The sequence below is a fragment of the Microtetraspora fusca genome, from assembly GCF_001570365.1.
GTDB lineage: Bacteria > Actinomycetota > Actinomycetes > Streptosporangiales > Streptosporangiaceae > Microtetraspora > Microtetraspora fusca.
In genome coordinates, this window is record NZ_BBYK01000063.1 from 25,875 (window position 1) to 43,334 (window position 17,460).

Below are 17,460 nucleotides of genomic sequence, written 5' to 3' on the forward strand. Positions count from 1 at the left end.
TCCCCTCGTCAAGAGCCGTTCACATACCTGCGGATCGCACGCCGGACCAGGCCCGCCGCCTGAGGCAGGCGTGTATCGCTTCAAGATCGATCGCACAGGGCTTGAGCTGGGAGTTCTCTGGTACGGCTACGCGGCTCTGTGATGTTCGTCGACCGGTCCGCCGAGCACCTTCCGGCACCACCCCTGGCCTTCGAGCGGTACGGCGGACCGCTCGTCGCGATCGCGTGGTCGCTACCGAAGGGACTGGTGCGGCCGATAGCCGTTGTAGTAATCGGCATATTCCATCAGCACCGACCGCAGGTGCCGTTCGCCTGGAGCGTGCGCGGTGGCGTCCCCATCACCGTTACGCCGACCGATGACGACCGCATCGAAGACGTCGGTGAACTTGACATCCCTGCACCTGCCGAAAGTCTCATCAATGCAGTTCAAGCAGCATGTCGATACGCGTGCAGGACTTCGCCAAGCCTGGCTGGTCGGCATCTTCGGCGTGGACATGGACGGTGCGCCGGCAGACGACCCCCAGCCCTGGCGGGGCCGTGGACAAGGGAACGAAGGGGAAGCGTGCGCGCGTCGTCCCGCTGATCCTGGAAGTGCGTGACCTGGTCACCCAGCGTCTCGATGCGCTCGGCTCGAACCCCTCCGCCCGGCTGTTCACCGGCCCTCGGGGCGGACGCATCACCACCGCGGTACTCCGGGACGCCACCCATTGGGATGACGTGGTGACACGCCTCGGCTACGAACACCTTCGCCGGCATGATCTGCGGCACACAGGGCTCACCTGGATGGCCGACGCCGGCGTTCCGGTCCACGTGCTCAGGAAGATCGCCGGACATGGATCACTGACGACAACTCAGAGATACCTTCACCCCGACATGCGCTCGATCTCGGAGGCTGGGGCCGCGCTCAGCGCCCATCTCGCGGTCAGACGGTCCCCAGATGGTCCCCGGCTCAGGGCCGTCTAGCTGATCCCAAGAACACCCACGACACAGCAACAAGGCCTGCTGACCAGGGCTCTTGCCCCGGCCGACAGGCCTTGTTCTACTGTCGGGACGACAGGATTTGAACCTGCGACCCCTTGACCCCCAGTCACGTTTTCTCGTTCAATCTCATCCCGCGCCGAAGGCGTCGTCCAGGCTAAAGTGCAGGTAGACGGCTTGATCAGCTGTCGAATCCTGTCGCCGCGTCTCGGTCTCTGACGCGGGATACAGCAACAAATGAGCAACGGACGATCATGGGGGATGCATGGGCCACTCCTATGTCAGGGTCGGGGCAGACGGCAAGAAGCGCTACACCGCGATCTACCGGGACATCCGGGGAGAGCGGCACTCCGCCGGGACCTTCGCCAGCAAGAAGGCGGCCGACAAAGCCTGGCAGGCAGCGGAAGCTCGAGTCGCCGAGGGCCGAGCGGGAAACGCCGCCCGAAGCCGCCAGACGTTCCAGCGGTACGTCGAGAAGGAGTGGCTGCCGCACCACATGATGGAGGCCACGACCCGCGAGGGGTACACGTACTCGATCTACGCGCACATCATGAAGTGGTTCGGGCCCATGCGCATGATCGAGATCCTCCCCAGTGACGTACGCGCCTGGGTGAAGGACCAGCAGGAGCGCGGTCTCTCCCCCGCCACCATCAGGCTCAACAAGTCGATCCTCAGCGGCATCTTTACCACGGCGCTGAACGACCAGGTCACCTCCCTGCATCCGTGCAAGGGCGTGAAGACGCCGACCGTACCCAAGAAGCCGCTGCGCATCGTCTCCCCCGAGGAGTTCGACCAGCTCTATTTGGCGTTGCCTGATGACGAGACTCGGCTCCTGGCCGAGACCGCTATCGAGAGCGGCATGCGCTGGGGCGAGCTCACCGAACTCCGCGTCAAAGACCTCGAACTCATCAACTGCCTCGTCACGGTGAGCCGCACGGTCGTCGAGATCAACCCCAAGCACCACCCTGAGGGCAAACGGTTTCTGATCAAGGAGTACCCCAAGGACAGGGAGTTCCGTCGGTTCAAGATCAGCCCACCGATCGCCGCCAAGCTCAAGCAGCACATCAAGGACAGCAAGCTGGAGCGCGACGACCTGCTCTTCGTCTACCGCCCCGAAGTGCCCGCACCGCAGGCGGCGCCACAGCCAGCCGAGCACGTGGGCCTAACCGAGCCGAACGAAGCCGGGCGGCGGTATCGGCATGGCACGCTCAGCGCGTACTCCGCGGGCAAGTGCCGCTGCCAGCACTGCAAGAACGCCTACGCGACATACCGGGCAGAACGACGAGCCACTGGCAAGGACAACCCGCGCCAACCTCGACAATGGGACAGCGACGGCCACATCCCCCGCCGATGGTTCCGCGACCAAGTATGGCGACCCGCACTGGCGGCCTCAGGCCTGGAGTTCAAGGTCAAGATGCACGACCTCCGCCACGCCCACGCCTCCTGGCTCCTCGCCGGCGGCGCCGACCTTCAGGTCGTCAAAGAACGTCTCGGCCACGGCAGCATCTCCACCACCGAGAAATACCTCCACACCCTCCCCGACGCCGACGAAACAGCCCTCGACGCTCTCACCCGCACACGATCACGTTCTCGAAGGTGAACAACAGCTCAATGCCACACGCGGCGATATCATTCAAGCGACACGTTCACCTAGGTGATCATGGCTGCTGCAGCAAACCTCCCGGGTTTTCTGCACAACCGGAGGTTCGCTGCAAAACACCGCCCGGGTCGCCGGGATAATAGGTCGCTAACCTGCGCCTTTATGCTGGGTTCCTCATCGCCCCTACGAGGGGTAGCAACCGCTCGCCGAGTCCGGCGGGCGCGTCAAGGCACGCGGTCCTCATCGCCCCTACGAGGGGTAGCAACAGGCTGCCGCCGGGGAGCGACCACGAGCCGTCCGCGTCCTCATCGCCCCTACGAGGGGTCGCAACGTGCCGTCCGATCTCACGGACCGGCCGGTAGTCCTCGTCCTCATCGCCCCTACGAGGGGTCGCAACACGGTGGCGGCGTACATCTCGCGCTCGGTGTGCTCGTCCTCATCGCCCCTACGAGGGGTCGCAACAAGGTGAGCGCGCTGGGACAGATCAGGAACTCGACCGTCCTCATCGCCCCTACGAGGGGTCGCAACACCAGCGGGCAGGCTGCGGGTAGTCCATCCAATCCCCCGTCCTCATCGCCCCTACGAGAGGTCGCAACACGTCGTCGACCAGGTAGTGACCGGCAAGCCGCAGGTCCTCATCGCCCCTACGAGGGGTCGCAACAATCGCACCTCGCGCACGCTGCACCCCGAGAAGATGTCCTCATCGCCCCTACGAGGGGTCGCAACGCGTAGCGGTTGATCGCGTCACGGGAGAACCCGGCGTGTCCTCATCGCCCCTACGAGGGGTCGCAACTCCAGTTCTCGGGCGAGCTGCCACATATCGACGGGCGTCCTCATCGTTCCTGCGAGGGGTCGGCGAGCGCGGCCCGATGCGGGGGCTCTTTGGGAGCCGACTCGGCTCCCAAAGAGCACAGGTCCTCTCGGGCTCAGTCGCCCTTCAGGCGGAGGCTAGCGCACTGATCGGCGACCCAGTCCAGGTCCGCGAGCGTGACCAGGCGAACGAGGCGCCGCAGGAAACGCTCGGCCGCCATAACGCTGATCCCGAACTCGGTCATGGTCCAGGGGATGATCTCGGTGCCGTCCGGAGGAACATCACCGGAAAGTCGGGCAAGGAGTTCCTGACAACGCGCGCGTGTCCGCGGCCCGGCCACCAACAGCTTGTTCAGCGTCCGCCGAGCTGATTCCTTCGCTTCCTCGAGGATGAACGTCTCCTCCGGCCCCTGCTGGGAAGTAGCGCCGGGAATCAGGGCTTCCTCCCCCAGGTACCCGGCCACATTGGCCGCGTAGAAGCCCGGGCGGAGGGTGCGGAGACGCTCCAGCGACTCACGCAGCATGCGCCGTGCGGCCGGCGGGTCCAGCTGCAGGCGTTCCAGCAGACCACGGGGAATGTCGTAAAGATCCAGGCCGCCGTTGCGCAACCTGATGACGGCGTCCTCCAGAAGTTCGAAAGCCGCCTTGTCCTCGCGGAGCGGCTTCGCCCAGTCGGACGTCCGGAGGTCACGCTCAGGCTTCGCCGATGCCCCTCGACTCATCGCGTCCGTACGGCGTACCCGCGCCTCGATGCTACGCAGCGGGTGATAGATGAGCTGTGCGCGGGCCGCGCGAACTCCGCGCGGCTCCTCGTCGCTGGGCCGCCTCCGCATCTGGCGAGCCACGAGGTCGAGCCTCTCTCGAGCGGCATCGGACGACGTCAGCCATCGGACGGCCGACTCCATCTCGCGTACCGCCTCCCCCGACCGCGTGCGCGCTGGTGCTCCCGCGAGCGCCTTGCGCAGCCTGGCGTATCCATTGAGCAGGTGATCCGCGACTACCTGCTCGCACTCATCGCACCAACGAGTGCGGTCCACTCCACTGCACGACCGTCCGTTGTGCCGCGCCCGGCGCAGCGGCCCGCGCGCGGCGTCCCTGAGTGCCGGTGAGATCAGTGAGAAGTACGCATGGAAGGCGGTCGACTCGCATGCTGAAACGACTGCGGCGAGGTCCATGAGAATTGCCCCTCCGAGGCATGGCAGGAGAACGCGCCTGAAAACGCGGTCTCGTGAACATTGGCCTCGAAGTCCGAGGCCCTCAGAGGGAGCGGAATGAACCACTCAAGCTCGCAGGCGTTCCGCCGTTGAACGAGACCAGGCTGCCAACGGCCCCGGCCTCCGTCAAGCGCTTTCCCGATAAATCGCCTCAAGAGCCCTTACAACCGATTTGTGGCGAACAGCAAGTACGTCATCACCTCTGGCCGGTCCCCCCAGATCGCGCACAGCGCGTCGCAGAGCCTCGCGCACATCAACAGAGCGGGCCCGAGGGCGACCTCGATCGCGCCGATCGAGACCGTGCCCCTGGATCGACTCGTTCGCGAGCTTGCCCAGCTCCATCAGCGCCGGCCGCGTCCGGCGGAGATCTGCCCACTGCCCCCAGGAGAACAGCGCCGGGCGCAGCGTTTCCACGGCGATGTACAAGGCCGGCACCCGGTGTCGCTGTTCACGACCGATCTCGGCGAGCAGGGTCAGGCGCCGCCTCGCCGCGGCAAGGCACTCGGCAGCCGTCCAGTCATCACCAGCGGCACCGAACGCGTCCTTTTCCAGTGCCGTGATCAGCGGCATCACCTGACGCAAAGTGTCGGAGCCACGTCCGACCAGCCGCCGAGCGGTCCGAAGGTCCAGCCTCCTGACAGCGCTTACCGCCAAGCCTGCCAGCATGCGATCGGCACCCAGCCTCGCCAACACCCGCTCACCTCCGCGAAGCTCGGACGCCGCGTCGGGCCTGCGGACCAGTTCTGTTACCCATAGGGGGCAAGCGGCTGCCAGCGACCATTCGACGCCGGCCGCGATCATGCCGTAGTTGGTCAGTGGCGGTCCCGGATTGAGGACCAGCGCCAGCTCGTCGACATCGCGAAGGCTGCCGGACCCTCGCCTCCCGGTGGGCGCCGCTTCAGATTGGAGCCCGGCGACGATGGCATCCCGAGCCGCCCCGAAGTCCGTGGCGACAGGCGCGATCACTCGTACGTCCGCGTCGCCGTCCTCGGCTGCCCAGCACTGCAGCGCCAGAGCCCGCTCCTGAGCCTCGGCGCTGGCGAGCAGCCGCAGTCGTACGGCTCCTCGGCGAAGCAAGGAATCGCGCCTCTTCCGCAACTCGGCGAGGACCGTTCGTACGGCGAGCCGGTCCTCGCTTTCCCTGCCGTCGTGGTCCAACCCGACGGCGAGAAGCCCCAGGACATCGCCGCTGCCCAGCACCGGCCACCCGGTCATGCCGGTGCGGGAGACCAGCTTGACCCCCTGGTCGTCCCTCTCCCACCGGTCGGCGGCGTTCAGCAGTGTGGGCGGCAGCGGTCCCGCGAGCCGTTCCGAGCTGAGATGGGCCCGATGGGTGGACGCAGCGGTATAGAGCCTGATCAGCGCGTCGTCCTTGAGCATGACCCCGCATGCGCTGGCCGGCTCCTTCCAGAGCTGCTGAGCAGTCATACGGATGTGCCCGACGAGGCCACGTTCCCCGACACCTCGGTGGGTGAGCGCGTCGATCAGCCGCTCAATGTGATCGCGAGCTTCCTTCGAGAGTTGGCTCTTCTCCCCGTTGAAGAGGTCGCGGAGACGCTGCGTGAACCAGGCGCGGAGCAGGCCGTAATCCGCGGCCTCTCCGCGCCCGAGCCGCTCGAAAAGGGCTGCCTGCGCGGTCGGCAACGTCTCGGTGAACTTGCTGATCTGACCGTCGGTGACGGAGCGGCCAGCGACCGGATTGGAGCGTTCCCGCATGGCGGCGGCGTAGGTGGTGTCCCCGGCCTGCCGGGCGGCGAGCAGTTCCCACACGTCACGGTTGGTGGGATCGGCTTCGGCAAGAGCGTCCCAGAACCGGTGGCGGAGCAGCCAGGACGAGAGCCGCGTACCCATGTCACGCGGGCTGTCGAGACCGTACGGGCGTTGTGGCGTGTCGATGTGGACGATCTGGGCCGGACGGCAGGCTGCCAGCGCGGCGCACACCGCACCGGCGCTGAGCGCGAACGCGCCAGAGCCGCACGTGACCAGGATTTCGGTGGGGTACCTCCCCAGGAGCCATCGACACAGGGCCTGCGATCCGTCTCCGAGGGTGGGCGCCTCAACCGTGACGACGGAGACCGCCGCAGGATCGAAACGCACGCCGTACAGCCCGCCCTGAGAGGTGAGCCGCGTCCGTATCTCTTCGGCGTGCTCGGCGAACGTCCGACCTCCCGGCCCTCCTGGTGTGGTGGTCCCGAGCAGAGCGACCAGAGAGACCGGGATCCGGGCGGAGGCAAGCCCTTCGAACACTTTCCTCAGCGGTCGGCGGTCCTTGCCTTCACCCTGCGGATCACCATCGAGATCGGGGAGCAGCCCGTCGAAGCTCCGGGCTCCCGGCAGCCCCAGATCACCGCCGCCCACGGCGTGAACGAGCAGAACGCCCTCGGTTTTCTCCACGACAACGCCTTCCACATGGCAGGTCGTAACGGAATCGACCGGGTGACGTTAACCCATCACACGGGAGCATCTCCCGCAAAGTCATGAACTATCACCCTCGGGTCATTTCCGGCACGCACCTAAAGCAGTAGGCGTTGGGCATTAATTACGATTCAACGGCTTCTCTGTCGTCTCGGCCGTCCAGAACGGCCGTCGTCACCATCCTCTCGGCGTTCGTCCGCGAGGTAGGTGGTCAGCGGCGTATCCGTGGCCCCCAATCCAGGCAGCGAGCGGCCCCGGTCTGCTTTGCCGGACCTCTCGTTCTCGGTGAACCACTCGTAGGTCCTCCCCCGGGGATCCGGCGGAGCCGGGATGTTCTCCGGCAGCCATTTCGGGTGCGTGCGGGGATAGTGCACCGGCAGCTCGGGGTTGCCGCGTGCCACGGCGAGCACGGCATCCCTGACTGTGACCAGCTGGTCTGAGCTCTCCACCAGCAGAACGAACGCCTCACGCGCCGCCTCAAGGATCTTGCCTCCATCACCGTCCGGCAGAGGCTCCGACAACGAGCGGTAATAGCCGGCGTACTGCTCGCCCGAGTGGAGTCGGGTGTTCTCGGCGTCGATGTCGATCCGCACGCTCCCGAACCCGAGCGGACGCCCGAGACCGAGCCGGTGGAAGTGCCCCGGCGGCAGCGTGAGCAGCCAGACGAGCGCTCCGAGCTCGAGGTCGTCGAGGTCCCTGACATCGACGGAGAAGCGGAAGGTCGTCCCCGGCCGTACCCACCCTTTGACCGAGCGGTTCTGCGTGTTGCGCTGCTCCTCGCCGGTCGTCCGGTATCGCTTCTTCTCCGCGTCCGGGCTGCCGTTCTCGTCGTACGGGGCCCGAGAGCGGCGGTACTCGCGGTAATGGGAGCCGATCCGGACCTGTGCGGGATCGCGTACTCCCTGTCCCTCGCTCCAGTGCCGGCTCGCGTCCAGCCCGGCGTGATGCCAGTACACCTTCCTCCCGCGCAGGCCACGCCCCGGCCGGTAGAGCTTTTCCTTCGGGGTCCCGTCCCTGACCGGACGATCCGGCCGGTCGGCGGTCTCGGCCAGGTAGAAACGTCCCTGCTGAGGCTTCGGCTGCCCAAGAATGGCGATCGGGATGCCGGCTCCGTCGAACCGTTCCACCGCCTCGTCGGCGCTCTCCTCACAGGTGACGGGGCCGATGCGTAGCCGGCCACGGTACGCCGCGGGACGCGCGCCCGAACCTTGCGGAGCGACCCAGCCGAACACCCGGTCGGCCGGTGACAGCTCGTCGTAGCGGCGTGCCGGCGCCAGCGAATCGGGCAGCAGCTCTCGTGGGGAAACGGGATAGAGATCCCGTGGCACCAGAACCGGATAGAGCGCTGTGACTCGGCCGTTCTCCTTTCGGGCGTAGCACAGCCGACCTCCCCTGATGTCCTGCCGAGCCGCATCGTAGAGATGTGGGCTCCAGGCAAGCTGCCCCGGGCCTTCGCCGATCCGTTCTCCTGGACGAGCCACGCCGCCGTCAGCACGGCGGCGTCCGAAGAGCTCTGCGTCGTCGTGCGCGCGGCGGTAATCGGCGATCAGGTTGTTCCACCGCCGTTCCAGCTCGCTCCATAGTTCGGGCGCGACTTCGAGTTTCCTCGGCTTCTGGCCTTCCTCGAGGTAGAAGAACCGCTCGCAGGTCTTGCGCTCGATGTTGGGTCCGGTGATGAAAGCAAGCCCCTTCACCAACCGCTCCCCCGACCCCGGTCTGAGCACATCCGGCGAAGATTCCCGGACGAACCGGACGGCTTCCGTCTGGTTGTTCTTGCCTCGCCTGACCAGGGCGCGCAGCTTCTCCAGATGCCGGGGCGCTTCCACTCCGTCCCGGGGGAAGAGGCTCAGTCCCTTCTCGTCGTACATCCTGAGTGTGGCCTGCTGGAACTCGTACAGCACTCTGTCGGCCCCAACGAGGACGGGCACCATGCCCAGGGCGAACCCGGCGTCCCGGCGGAAGCCGAGCGGACTGTCATGGCCTTCGAAGACACCGAGCCGGGAGTTGGTGATCGCCTCGTACGCGGAGCGCAGCATGCCTTTGACCGAGGTGGCGGGCAGGTGGGGGCGGCCGTCGCGGAGGTGTACGGGGTAGACGAAGTGGCCGTCGGAGCCGTTCTCGTCGTCCCTACTGTTCCCGGCGCCGGACAGCGGGGACTTCCGGGCGGTGTCCAGGAGCAGCAGCGGCGTCTGCACGGTAAGGGCGACGCCGATGCGGCCGGTCCAGCAGCTGCGACGCAGCCGGTCACGCGGAGGAGGCGCGGCATCTCGGAGCGGCTCAGGCAGTCTCTCGCGGGGAAACGCCGGAATGTACGTGTAGGGGTTGAGGAATTCGCCGGTCATCACGCGGCCCCTTCCACTGCGTAGGGTTCGAATCCGATCAGGCGCTCCTCGGCGACGTAGGCGTTGCCGTGCTCGCGGTCCGCGACGACGTACTCGCGGGCGGCCAGCCGGACGCGGTCCTCCTCTCCGGCATGCGCCAAGGGGACCGCCAGGCTGCCCACACGGGAGGAGGTGAGGCTGGTCCAGCCGGCCTCGGCCGATGTCACCGCGCCCCAGACGAGATAGCGGCTGTCCAACGTCGCGACGGCGGCCAGCGGCTCCACCCGCTCGCCGAACGACTTCGGCAGCAGTCGCTCGTCCTCCGTAAGCAGCACCGCGTAGCCGGACTCCACCCAGCGCAACTCCGCCGTTGAGGTGAAGACCCTCGCCTCGTACGCGGCCGACATGTCCATCCGGCCGGACACGCCCACACAGCCACCCGCTTCGACCCTGGCGATGCGATACGCCGACGGCGTGGTGAGCAGCGCGCACCCGCCGTCCAGTCGGGCGGCCTCCAGCGCCTCCGGCAGGGTGACGCCGGTGGCGGCGGCGCCGTACAGGGTCGTCATGACACCTCCTGTGCCAGGTAGTCCGTCCACGCTCGGGCGATGGTCGAGATCTCCGCTCCGTTCAGTGCCTCGTGCAGCGTGACCTGCTTCTGCCAGGGGCCGCCGACGAGGGTGATCTCGCTGACCTCTATGTCGCCGAACCCCCTGTTGACGGACGCGCCGAGCGGAACGCGCCCGTCAGCCAGGTCGCGCAGGGTAAGCAGAAGCAGGGCCAGCGCGGGTTCGCGACCGTCGGCCAGCCAGCTGAGGTCGATCGAGAGCCTTATCGGCTCCCACTCCACCGCGTGCGGTTCGAGCACGCTGAACAGGCGTCCGTCGGCCGCGCCGCCGGTCCACCGGTCGAGGGCGACGTGGTCGGCCTGAGCCATGCCGAGGTCGTCCAGCCGGTCCCGCACTGCCGTCGGCAGTTCCGCGCGCTCTCCTGCAGGGGTCGTCGGCAGGGGGTCGGCTCCGGTGACGATCTGCCACAGCGCTTCCGGGATCGTGATCAGCGCCTTGCACTCCTCGGCCCGCAGGGCTCCCGCCCGCCTGTCCTTGACGTCGTCGCGTGCGCCGCCGAACAGAGCCCGTACGGCGGGAAGCTGGTCGAGCTGCGCCCGGAACGCGGTGCTGTACGCGGCGACGGGGTCCCCGGAGATGGCCTGCGGGGCAGCGCTTGCCGGAGGGTCGTCGAGTGCGAACCTCGCTGTACGTTCCACGAACTCGGCGTGGGATCGCAGCACGCCCTTGAGAGAACCGCCGGGCAGAACGAGCGTCAGGTGACGCTGATCGACCCGGGCCGTGAGCGGCAGCGTATCGACGGTGAGCCCGCTCGGCGTCGCCCGGACCATCACCGGTGCCAGCGGCCTCCAGCCGACCTTGACGTGGAGGAATTCACGCCGGGCCGGCAGCTCCGGATCTGCGACGCTCAGCGATGCCCTCGATCGGGCGCGCGCGGCGTCCCCTCGCACGACGGCCAGCAGTCCCTGCGGCGAGTCGAAACGGTCGACGACGACCTCAAGAGGGTCGTCGAGCAGCCGCACCGAACCCAGACCTCGGCTGGTGGCCGCGCCGATTCGTATCTCCCCCGCCGACAGCGCCATGAGGAGGGCCTCCAGCCGGGCCTCGTCCACGGCGGGATCCGAATGGGGAGCCGTCTCGATGTCGATCTCCAGCCGGATGAAACACCCGGCGGCGACGACCTGCCTGCCGTACAGGAACTCCGACGCGGCCGTGCCGGTCACCCGGTCGATGCCGACCGAGTGCCGGAACTCCAGGAACGCGCGGTCGAGCGGGTTGGCCGGCAGGCCGTGACCGTCCAGCCGGGTGTCGGACGTCACCAGGGCGTCGGCGACGATCACGCGGCTCGCCCCGCCCCCGTCGTCTTCCCCTGCGGTCCCCCAGAGGTCGTGCAGCGGCGCGTTCGGATCGACGCCCCGCGACCAACTCCGCAGGACTCCGGCGAGGGTCGTGCCGGGCACGTACGGGCGCCCCAGACCGTCCAGGGCGATCGGCAGCGGCTCCGACGGGTCCGTGCCGAGGCCACCGACGTGCACCGGTGACTCGGTGCGCAGCCAGCCGCGGGCCCGGACCCGGCTCGTCACGTGCCGTCCCGTTCTGCGCGTCACTCCCCTTCTCCTTTCGCCCGCTCACGGCTGTGCGCCGCCACGCAGGCGGTGAGCAGGACGCGCACCGCCTCGTCATGCAGATCGGCGCGCAGCGAGGTCGCGCCGTCGACCGTCACGGTGAGCCTCTCCTCCGGCAGACCGAGCAGCGTCCAGATGTGATCGGGCTCCGTGAGCAGGGCTGCGAGCAGCTCCGCCCTCTTCTCCGGCCAGGACGGGCGGCCCTTCTTGGAGCGGGTGAGCCGTGCGAGCCGGTTTCGGGCTCTTTCCATCGAAGGTTCCCTGACGACCTCGCGCAGCCCGTTGAGCTGGGTGGAGGTCACCGTGACCGGCAGGAGCTCCGCGCGGCGATCGCAATGCGCCATGACGGCTTCGCAGGTTCGGTGAATCTCCGCACGCCACGCGGCCCGTTCGAAGATCCGAGCCTCGGCGTGGCCGTCCTCGCCCGGTGCGATCGCCGCGGGTGGCGCCGGCTCGTTGCCGGGAACGCCGTGAGGCGTCATGCCGTCGGCGCTCCTGAACAGCAAGTCGTGATCGATTTCGACCTGTCCGAAGCCCTCCGCGCGGCGCTCCCCCACCCCGGCAGCGCGGACCTCGTCCAGAGCCTCGGGAGGGATGGGCCCCCCGGACGCCATGAAGGTGAGGCAGCTTCCGGCAGCCAGACCGTACAGAGTGTGCCGGGGCAGGCCCCAGCCCCGGTGCCAGCTCTCCGTCCGGTGTGCCCCGAGTGCGACCTGGATCCGGCCGCCTCGCGGCTCGGTCAGCGGTGTCAGTGTCAGCCCGGGCGCGCCCGCTCGGGCGAGAGCTTGCTCCAACGCACGGCCCACGTCGCGTGGGTCCGTGCTGAATCTCAGTCTGCTGTCGCGAACCAGCAGCTCCGACAGCAGCCAGATACGAAGCAGGTCGCCTTCGCCATCGGCCGCGCTCGGCGCCGTGCCCTCGTACGTCCGCGGAGCGCTCGGGTCGTACCGGGTGCCGTTCGGCAGGGCACCCGGCCGGGCCTCCACCAGCACCTGGCCGTAGTCGTCCTTCGCCGATCGACCGACCCGCCATCTCCCACTCAGCTGCTTCTGCCAGCCCGGCTCCATCAGGCCGGAACGCACCCGCACCTTGGCGTGGAGCACCGATCCGGCAGCCAGCGCCTTGTAGATATAGACCCCGCCGACATCGCGGTTCGGCCGTTGGAGGTCATCCCGGATGGTGTTGTGCATGCGAAGCGAGAAGTGCGGGCTGACGACCTCACCCGCTTCCTCACCCTCCGGCACGACGTGCCCGTCCCGGTACGACTTGCCCTGCGCCGTGTCTCCGGCCATCCGGTTGCCGGCGACGACGCCCTTGTTCCCCTTCGCGTGCACGAACGCTTTCGGCACCGGCAGTGTCCGGACTCCACCAGCTGACTGAGGTGTGGCCGCGGTGACCACGAGATCTCCCGTACGGACGAGAGCGTGCGCCGGTCCCCCGAGCCGTCTGGCGACCTCGGGCATCAGGCACCAGCCGGGGATGAACGCCTCGCCTCGGACCAGGTTGCCCTGCACGGTGGCCGCGGCGAGGACCGGCTGCTCGACGGTGATGACCAGGTCTGCGCACTCCCAGCCATCACCGGCCACTGCGGGAACCGGAGCAGGGCGGTCCGCCACCGCATACGGCATGTCCTGAGGGGGAGCCGGGATGTCCGTCCGGGTGAGCACGGCGAAGTCGGGCTCGACCTCACGCAGCGCCAACCGGCAGCGGCCGGAGCCGCGACGCCGTTTGCCTCCGAGCCGTTCGAGCAACCGGGCGCCCGCCGCCAGCAAGGCCACGGCGGCGTCCCGCTGCTCTCGCTCCAGCTCGTCGAAGCCCCGGATCAGCACTCGGCCGGTCAACCGGACACCCGCCCGGGACATCTCCTCGTAGCGCAGCATCCCGGTTTCAGCGGTGCCCGTCTTCGGATCGACCGCCACTCCCGGCTTGCGGAACGTCGCGGCCCAGGCCACCTCCGGACGGCCGCGCAGCAGCTCGGGAAGTCGTCCCGGCAGGCACAGGGCCCCGTCGAGGGCCAGCGCCGCGGGCCGTACGGCATGGCGGCGGTCGGCGTCGTACTGGCCACCGAACAGGAAGTCCAACCAGTCGTGCCACACCCCGGAGGGGCCGCTGTCGAGCGCGTGCGCTGCCAGCTCACAGGAGTCCCGCCAGACGCCGATCAGGGTCTTGGCTGGAACGATCGGCGCGGCGGGCGCTCTGGACGCGTCGCGGGTATCCCGCTGGACCAGCCGATCGGCATAACCAGGAACTCCAGTACCGGTGCCGACCATCCAGTCGCTCAGCATGTGGAGGTCGAGCTTGATGTTCATACGGCCGCTCCCGTCACGGGCAGGAAGAGCTGCGCCGCCACGGCGTCCATGAGACCCGTCACCATCCTGTCTCCGCCACCATCCCGGTCACCGTCCTGACCAAGGCTCATGTGATTTCCCTGACCGGCATGGCTGGTGGGTGAACTGTGATCACGCCACACCAGCCGTCCGGGGTCCCCTTCCAGCTCCGCCAGCGCCGCCAGGCGAGCCGGTGCGCCACCGAACCGCGTGCGGAGCAGGGCGAGCCGGGCGTCCGCCACCTCCGCCCCGAGGCACAACCCCTCGCGCAGCTCGTGCACCGCACCGCTCGGGATGAGCAGCTCGCCGGACTCGGCATCCTTACGCCGCAGCGCCTCGACCCTGCGGACGAGGTCTGACCAGCGCCGCCGTTCCGCGCGGGGGTCGGCTTCTCCTCGCCCAACCAGGTACGGAGACGCCGATGCCACGGACCCTCCCGCCAAGGTGGAAGAGCTCCGTATCCGCGCGAGATCGGGCGCCGAGCTCTCAAACAGCACGGTGAACGCCAGCGCCGAACCCCATGCCTTGACCAGCTTGGCCTCATCGCTGATCAGCTCTTCGGCGAGGTCGTAGGCGAACCTGAACGGATAGTTGCGCTTGACGATCGCCACCCCGGCTGCCGCCCCCAGGCAAGGACGGTCCGCCTTGGCGAGGATCGGGCGGAGCTTGGCGTCGCTCGCGGTCTCATCCTCGAACGCCTCCAGGTAGTGCCGGGTGAAGGGCAGGGCCACAGCGCCCTCGCACAGCACGGTCAGGTCGTCGCCGCCGAGCACCAGCGGGAGGACCGGAGGCTTGCCGTTCACAGTGTCGGACTCGTTTTCGGCCGCCGTCTTGGCCAGTGCCTTACGGAAGGCCCTTCTCGCGCAGTCATCGACCCCCAGGGACAGCGTGCGCAGGGCCTCCGCGTACGTGGCATCGGGATCTCCGGCGTCCGTCTCGACCACCTTCCCGAGGCCGCGGAAGAGGTCGCCGAACCCGTTGCCGTCGGCATGCACCACCGCTACCCAGTCGGCTTCCAGCCCCAGCCTGTCGACGATCTTCCGCATCGTGGCCACGTCCGTCCCCGCGTCCTGAGCCAGGCGGCCGAGCGCATGCGGGAAATGGCCGAGCTTGGCCATCGATGCCGCCGACCTCGTCCTGACGGGCTCGCCCCGCCCTTCGCGATGGAGTGACATCGCGGGCAGTCCCGTGGAGGCGCAGTCCTCGATCAGCGGCAGCCGCAGGAATCTCGCCAGCGGCCCCGGCCTCGACTCACGTACCTCCGCAAGTTTCGTACGTGCGGCGGAGATGTCGTCCGCGAGCGGGCCGACCGCCTCGACCACCACCCCGCAGACATCGAGACCGGGGGCCTCGCGCAGGGCTCGGCCCGTCAGCTCGGTCACCAGCCTTCGGCCGGCGTCCTTGTCACGGACCAGCACAGTGATCGTGCCCGCGCCCGCGGTCACCATCTCGGCGGCGTGGCCGTCCTTGATGCGCCAGCTCCGCTCGAAGCCGGGGAAAACGCCAGCCATCGCCTCGTCGGCCCAGGCTCCGTTGACGCGTGCGATCAGATCCGACGCCCCGACGATCTCCTGCCGCTTGCCGGAGGAGAAGATGTACCGCTGGTTGCCCGCCGTACCGATCACGACGACGTACATGGCTCTCCTGTCTCGTAGGGGTGTGGAACCGGGGTGACCGTGTGCCCCAGCAGCCAGCCGAGAGCGAAGGCGACGCTGGCCGGAGCGGTGATGAACAGGCGCGGACGCAGCCCGGCATAGTGAGGACGAGCTCCGATCCACGCCGACCACGCCGCGTAGACGTGCCGGACAACCAGCTCGAAGTCACCGGTGGTTTCAGGGATGTTGGCCGGACCGCCGTCGACGACCAGAGCCGCGCGGCATCGCTCCCATCGCCCATTGACGTCCAGGCAGCCCTCGCGCGCCGCGCGCAGCGCCTCGGCAACCATCATCGGGTTGTCCGCGAGATGCACCACGAGCGCGACCGCTCCCCCGTCCGGCGCGCCGGCGAAGTCGGGCTCCTCGGTCACCTTGGCCAGCTTCGCCGCGCGTACGGCTTCCGCAGGGGTCAGCGGCTCCTTCAACCGGCCGCTGATCCGCACAGCCGTGAAGAAGTCCGTACGGGTGAACTCGGCCCGTTGCGGCAGGGCAACCTCGGCGACCGATTTGCGGTAGTCAGCGGCCGCGTCGTTGCGAGGGGATACACCTACGCTGCCAACCCTTCGATGCACGTTGAACTTGAACCTCGCGCCAAGTTCGAAGGCGTCAGGCAGAGCCGCGTTGACATAGAGCGACACCGGGACCGAGGGATCGGCCTCGGCCAGCTCCGTGAGCCGCGCGTTCACCAGCTCGCAGACGAGCTCGATGGCGTCCTTGCGCGCTTCTCGCGCGGTGCCCTTCGCCTGCGCACCGTCCTCCGGCCGCGCCGCCATGATGTCCTGCCGTACGGTGAAGCAGGAATCGTGATGCCGCCTCGCGTGGGCAACCGCGGCGGCGGCCCACTGGCCGCTCCACGGCGCTCGCCAGTTCGCCCTCGGCAGGGCGATCACGATGCCCACGCCCTTGCTGTGCTGCTGCCACAGGTTGATGCCTGCGAACACCGCCGCCGACGCGACGCACAGCGCTGTGAGGAAGCCCCGCTGGTCGCCCAGCCAGCTCTTGATCACGTCCGGCACCGTGCCGGCGGCGACCGCCGCCGCGACACCTGCGAGGGCCGCCACGCTCCACCGCGACGCACCCTCCATCGCCGCTCTCGCCCTGCCCGTCGTCCCAGCCCGGGAAAGCCCCATCCAGTCGTCCTCTCCGCCCCACATTTCCGCCTTCACCCAATACAGATGGACGACACGAAAGGCGACGAGATGGATACGAATAGCAACTAGCCCTGGTAGCCGACGACCCGCCGACGTCGCCTCTCACAGGGCGATGCGAACGGCGGGCCTGCCGACCATGGCGGAGTACCGGACGGAGATGTTGCAACCCCTCATAGGGACGATGATGACCATGATGGCCAAGCCCGGATGCCCGACCCTCACCGCGTTGCAACCCCTCACAGGGGTGATGAGGACGACCACGATCTATGCCGACTCCCCACCGTCATGTTGCGACCCCTCACAGGGATGATGACTACCAGGCCGTTCCGCAGCTTCCCTCCCACGCCCCGGCGTTGCGACCCCTCACAGGGGCGATGAGCACGAGGAGGCCCCGTCAGGGTGGGTTGCGTGGATCAAGTTGCGACCCCTCACAGGGGCGATGAGGACACGCATGGCCACCACAAGAGCGAACCTCACCATGTTGCGACCCCTCGCAGGGGCGATGAGGACCCGTCCTCGCCCGCCGGACCACAGCCCACTGCCACATGTTGCGACCCCTCGTAGGGGCGATGAGGACCCGTCCCGATGGCCGACGCCAGTTTCTACAGCAATGTTGCGACCCCCCGTAGGGGCAATGAGGACACCCGATCCTGCACGCGGTGCTGGATGAGGCAAGCAAGTTGCGACCCCTCGCAGGGGCGATGAGGACAGGTGACCGAGTCCTACAGCGTCCGTTACTGGGCGTTGCGACCCCTCGTAGGGGTGATGAGGACCAAGACGCGCGCTGCTCCTCCGC

The 17,460-nt window shown here is 68.2% G+C and carries 10 protein-coding genes, 1 tRNA gene and 1 CRISPR repeat array; of the genes, 2 read left to right on the forward strand and 9 right to left on the reverse strand.

Annotation, left to right across the window (positions count from 1 at the left end):
• Positions 1–434 precede the first annotated feature (434 nt).
• A complete protein-coding gene (locus tag AWQ68_RS46265; protein ID WP_373281554.1) occupies positions 435–962 on the forward strand; it encodes a tyrosine-type recombinase/integrase in 528 nt (175 codons plus the stop codon).
• Positions 963–1,044: 82 nt separating this feature from the next.
• Here the strand turns inward: AWQ68_RS46265 and AWQ68_RS29775 are convergent.
• Positions 1,045–1,114, reverse strand: a tRNA-Pro gene (locus tag AWQ68_RS29775).
• A 128-nt stretch (positions 1,115–1,242) separates the two neighbouring features.
• On the opposite strand from AWQ68_RS29775, the gene AWQ68_RS29780 reads away from it, so the two are divergent.
• Complete coding sequence (locus tag AWQ68_RS29780; RefSeq protein ID WP_066946559.1) at positions 1,243–2,577, forward strand: tyrosine-type recombinase/integrase; 1,335 nt, start codon at positions 1,243–1,245, stop codon at positions 2,575–2,577.
• Between the two features lie 170 nt (positions 2,578–2,747).
• Positions 2,748–3,370: a CRISPR direct-repeat array (repeat unit 30 nt; unit sequence GTCCTCATCGCCCCTACGAGGGGTCGCAAC).
• 133 nt (positions 3,371–3,503) lie between these two features.
• On the opposite strand, the gene AWQ68_RS29785 is transcribed toward AWQ68_RS29780, so the two are convergent.
• From AWQ68_RS29785 to AWQ68_RS29820, 8 genes are all read right to left on the reverse strand, one after another.
• A complete protein-coding gene (locus tag AWQ68_RS29785) occupies positions 3,504–4,562 on the reverse strand; it encodes a hypothetical protein (RefSeq protein WP_157545882.1) in 1,059 nt (352 codons plus the stop codon).
• Between the two features lie 165 nt (positions 4,563–4,727).
• Positions 4,728–6,995: a hypothetical protein gene (locus AWQ68_RS29790; protein ID WP_066946564.1), complete on the reverse strand. Its 2,268-nt coding sequence runs from the start codon at positions 6,993–6,995 to the stop codon at positions 4,728–4,730.
• Between the two features lie 152 nt (positions 6,996–7,147).
• The gene (locus tag AWQ68_RS29795; RefSeq protein WP_066946567.1) at positions 7,148–9,358 is read right to left on the reverse strand and encodes a TIGR03986 family type III CRISPR-associated RAMP protein; all 2,211 of its coding nucleotides are present in this window, start codon (positions 9,356–9,358) and stop codon (positions 7,148–7,150) included.
• Positions 9,358–9,906, reverse strand: a complete 549-nt coding sequence (gene csx19, locus AWQ68_RS29800) for a type III-D CRISPR-associated protein Csx19 (protein WP_066946570.1) — start codon at positions 9,904–9,906, stop codon at positions 9,358–9,360. Before csx19 ends, AWQ68_RS29795 begins: the two co-directional genes overlap by 1 nt.
• Positions 9,903–11,513, reverse strand: coding sequence for an RAMP superfamily CRISPR-associated protein (locus tag AWQ68_RS29805; protein WP_066946572.1), 1,611 nt, complete (start codon positions 11,511–11,513; stop codon positions 9,903–9,905). Before AWQ68_RS29805 ends, csx19 begins: the two co-directional genes overlap by 4 nt.
• Positions 11,510–13,840, reverse strand: a complete 2,331-nt coding sequence (locus tag AWQ68_RS29810) for an RAMP superfamily CRISPR-associated protein (protein WP_066946575.1) — start codon at positions 13,838–13,840, stop codon at positions 11,510–11,512. Before AWQ68_RS29810 ends, AWQ68_RS29805 begins: the two co-directional genes overlap by 4 nt.
• Complete coding sequence (locus AWQ68_RS29815; protein WP_066946578.1) at positions 13,837–15,495, reverse strand: Cas10/Cmr2 second palm domain-containing protein; 1,659 nt, start codon at positions 15,493–15,495, stop codon at positions 13,837–13,839. Before AWQ68_RS29815 ends, AWQ68_RS29810 begins: the two co-directional genes overlap by 4 nt.
• Positions 15,480–16,520: a hypothetical protein gene (locus tag AWQ68_RS29820; RefSeq protein WP_157545884.1), complete on the reverse strand. Its 1,041-nt coding sequence runs from the start codon at positions 16,518–16,520 to the stop codon at positions 15,480–15,482. Before AWQ68_RS29820 ends, AWQ68_RS29815 begins: the two co-directional genes overlap by 16 nt.
• Between the last annotated feature and the right edge of the window lie 940 nt (positions 16,521–17,460).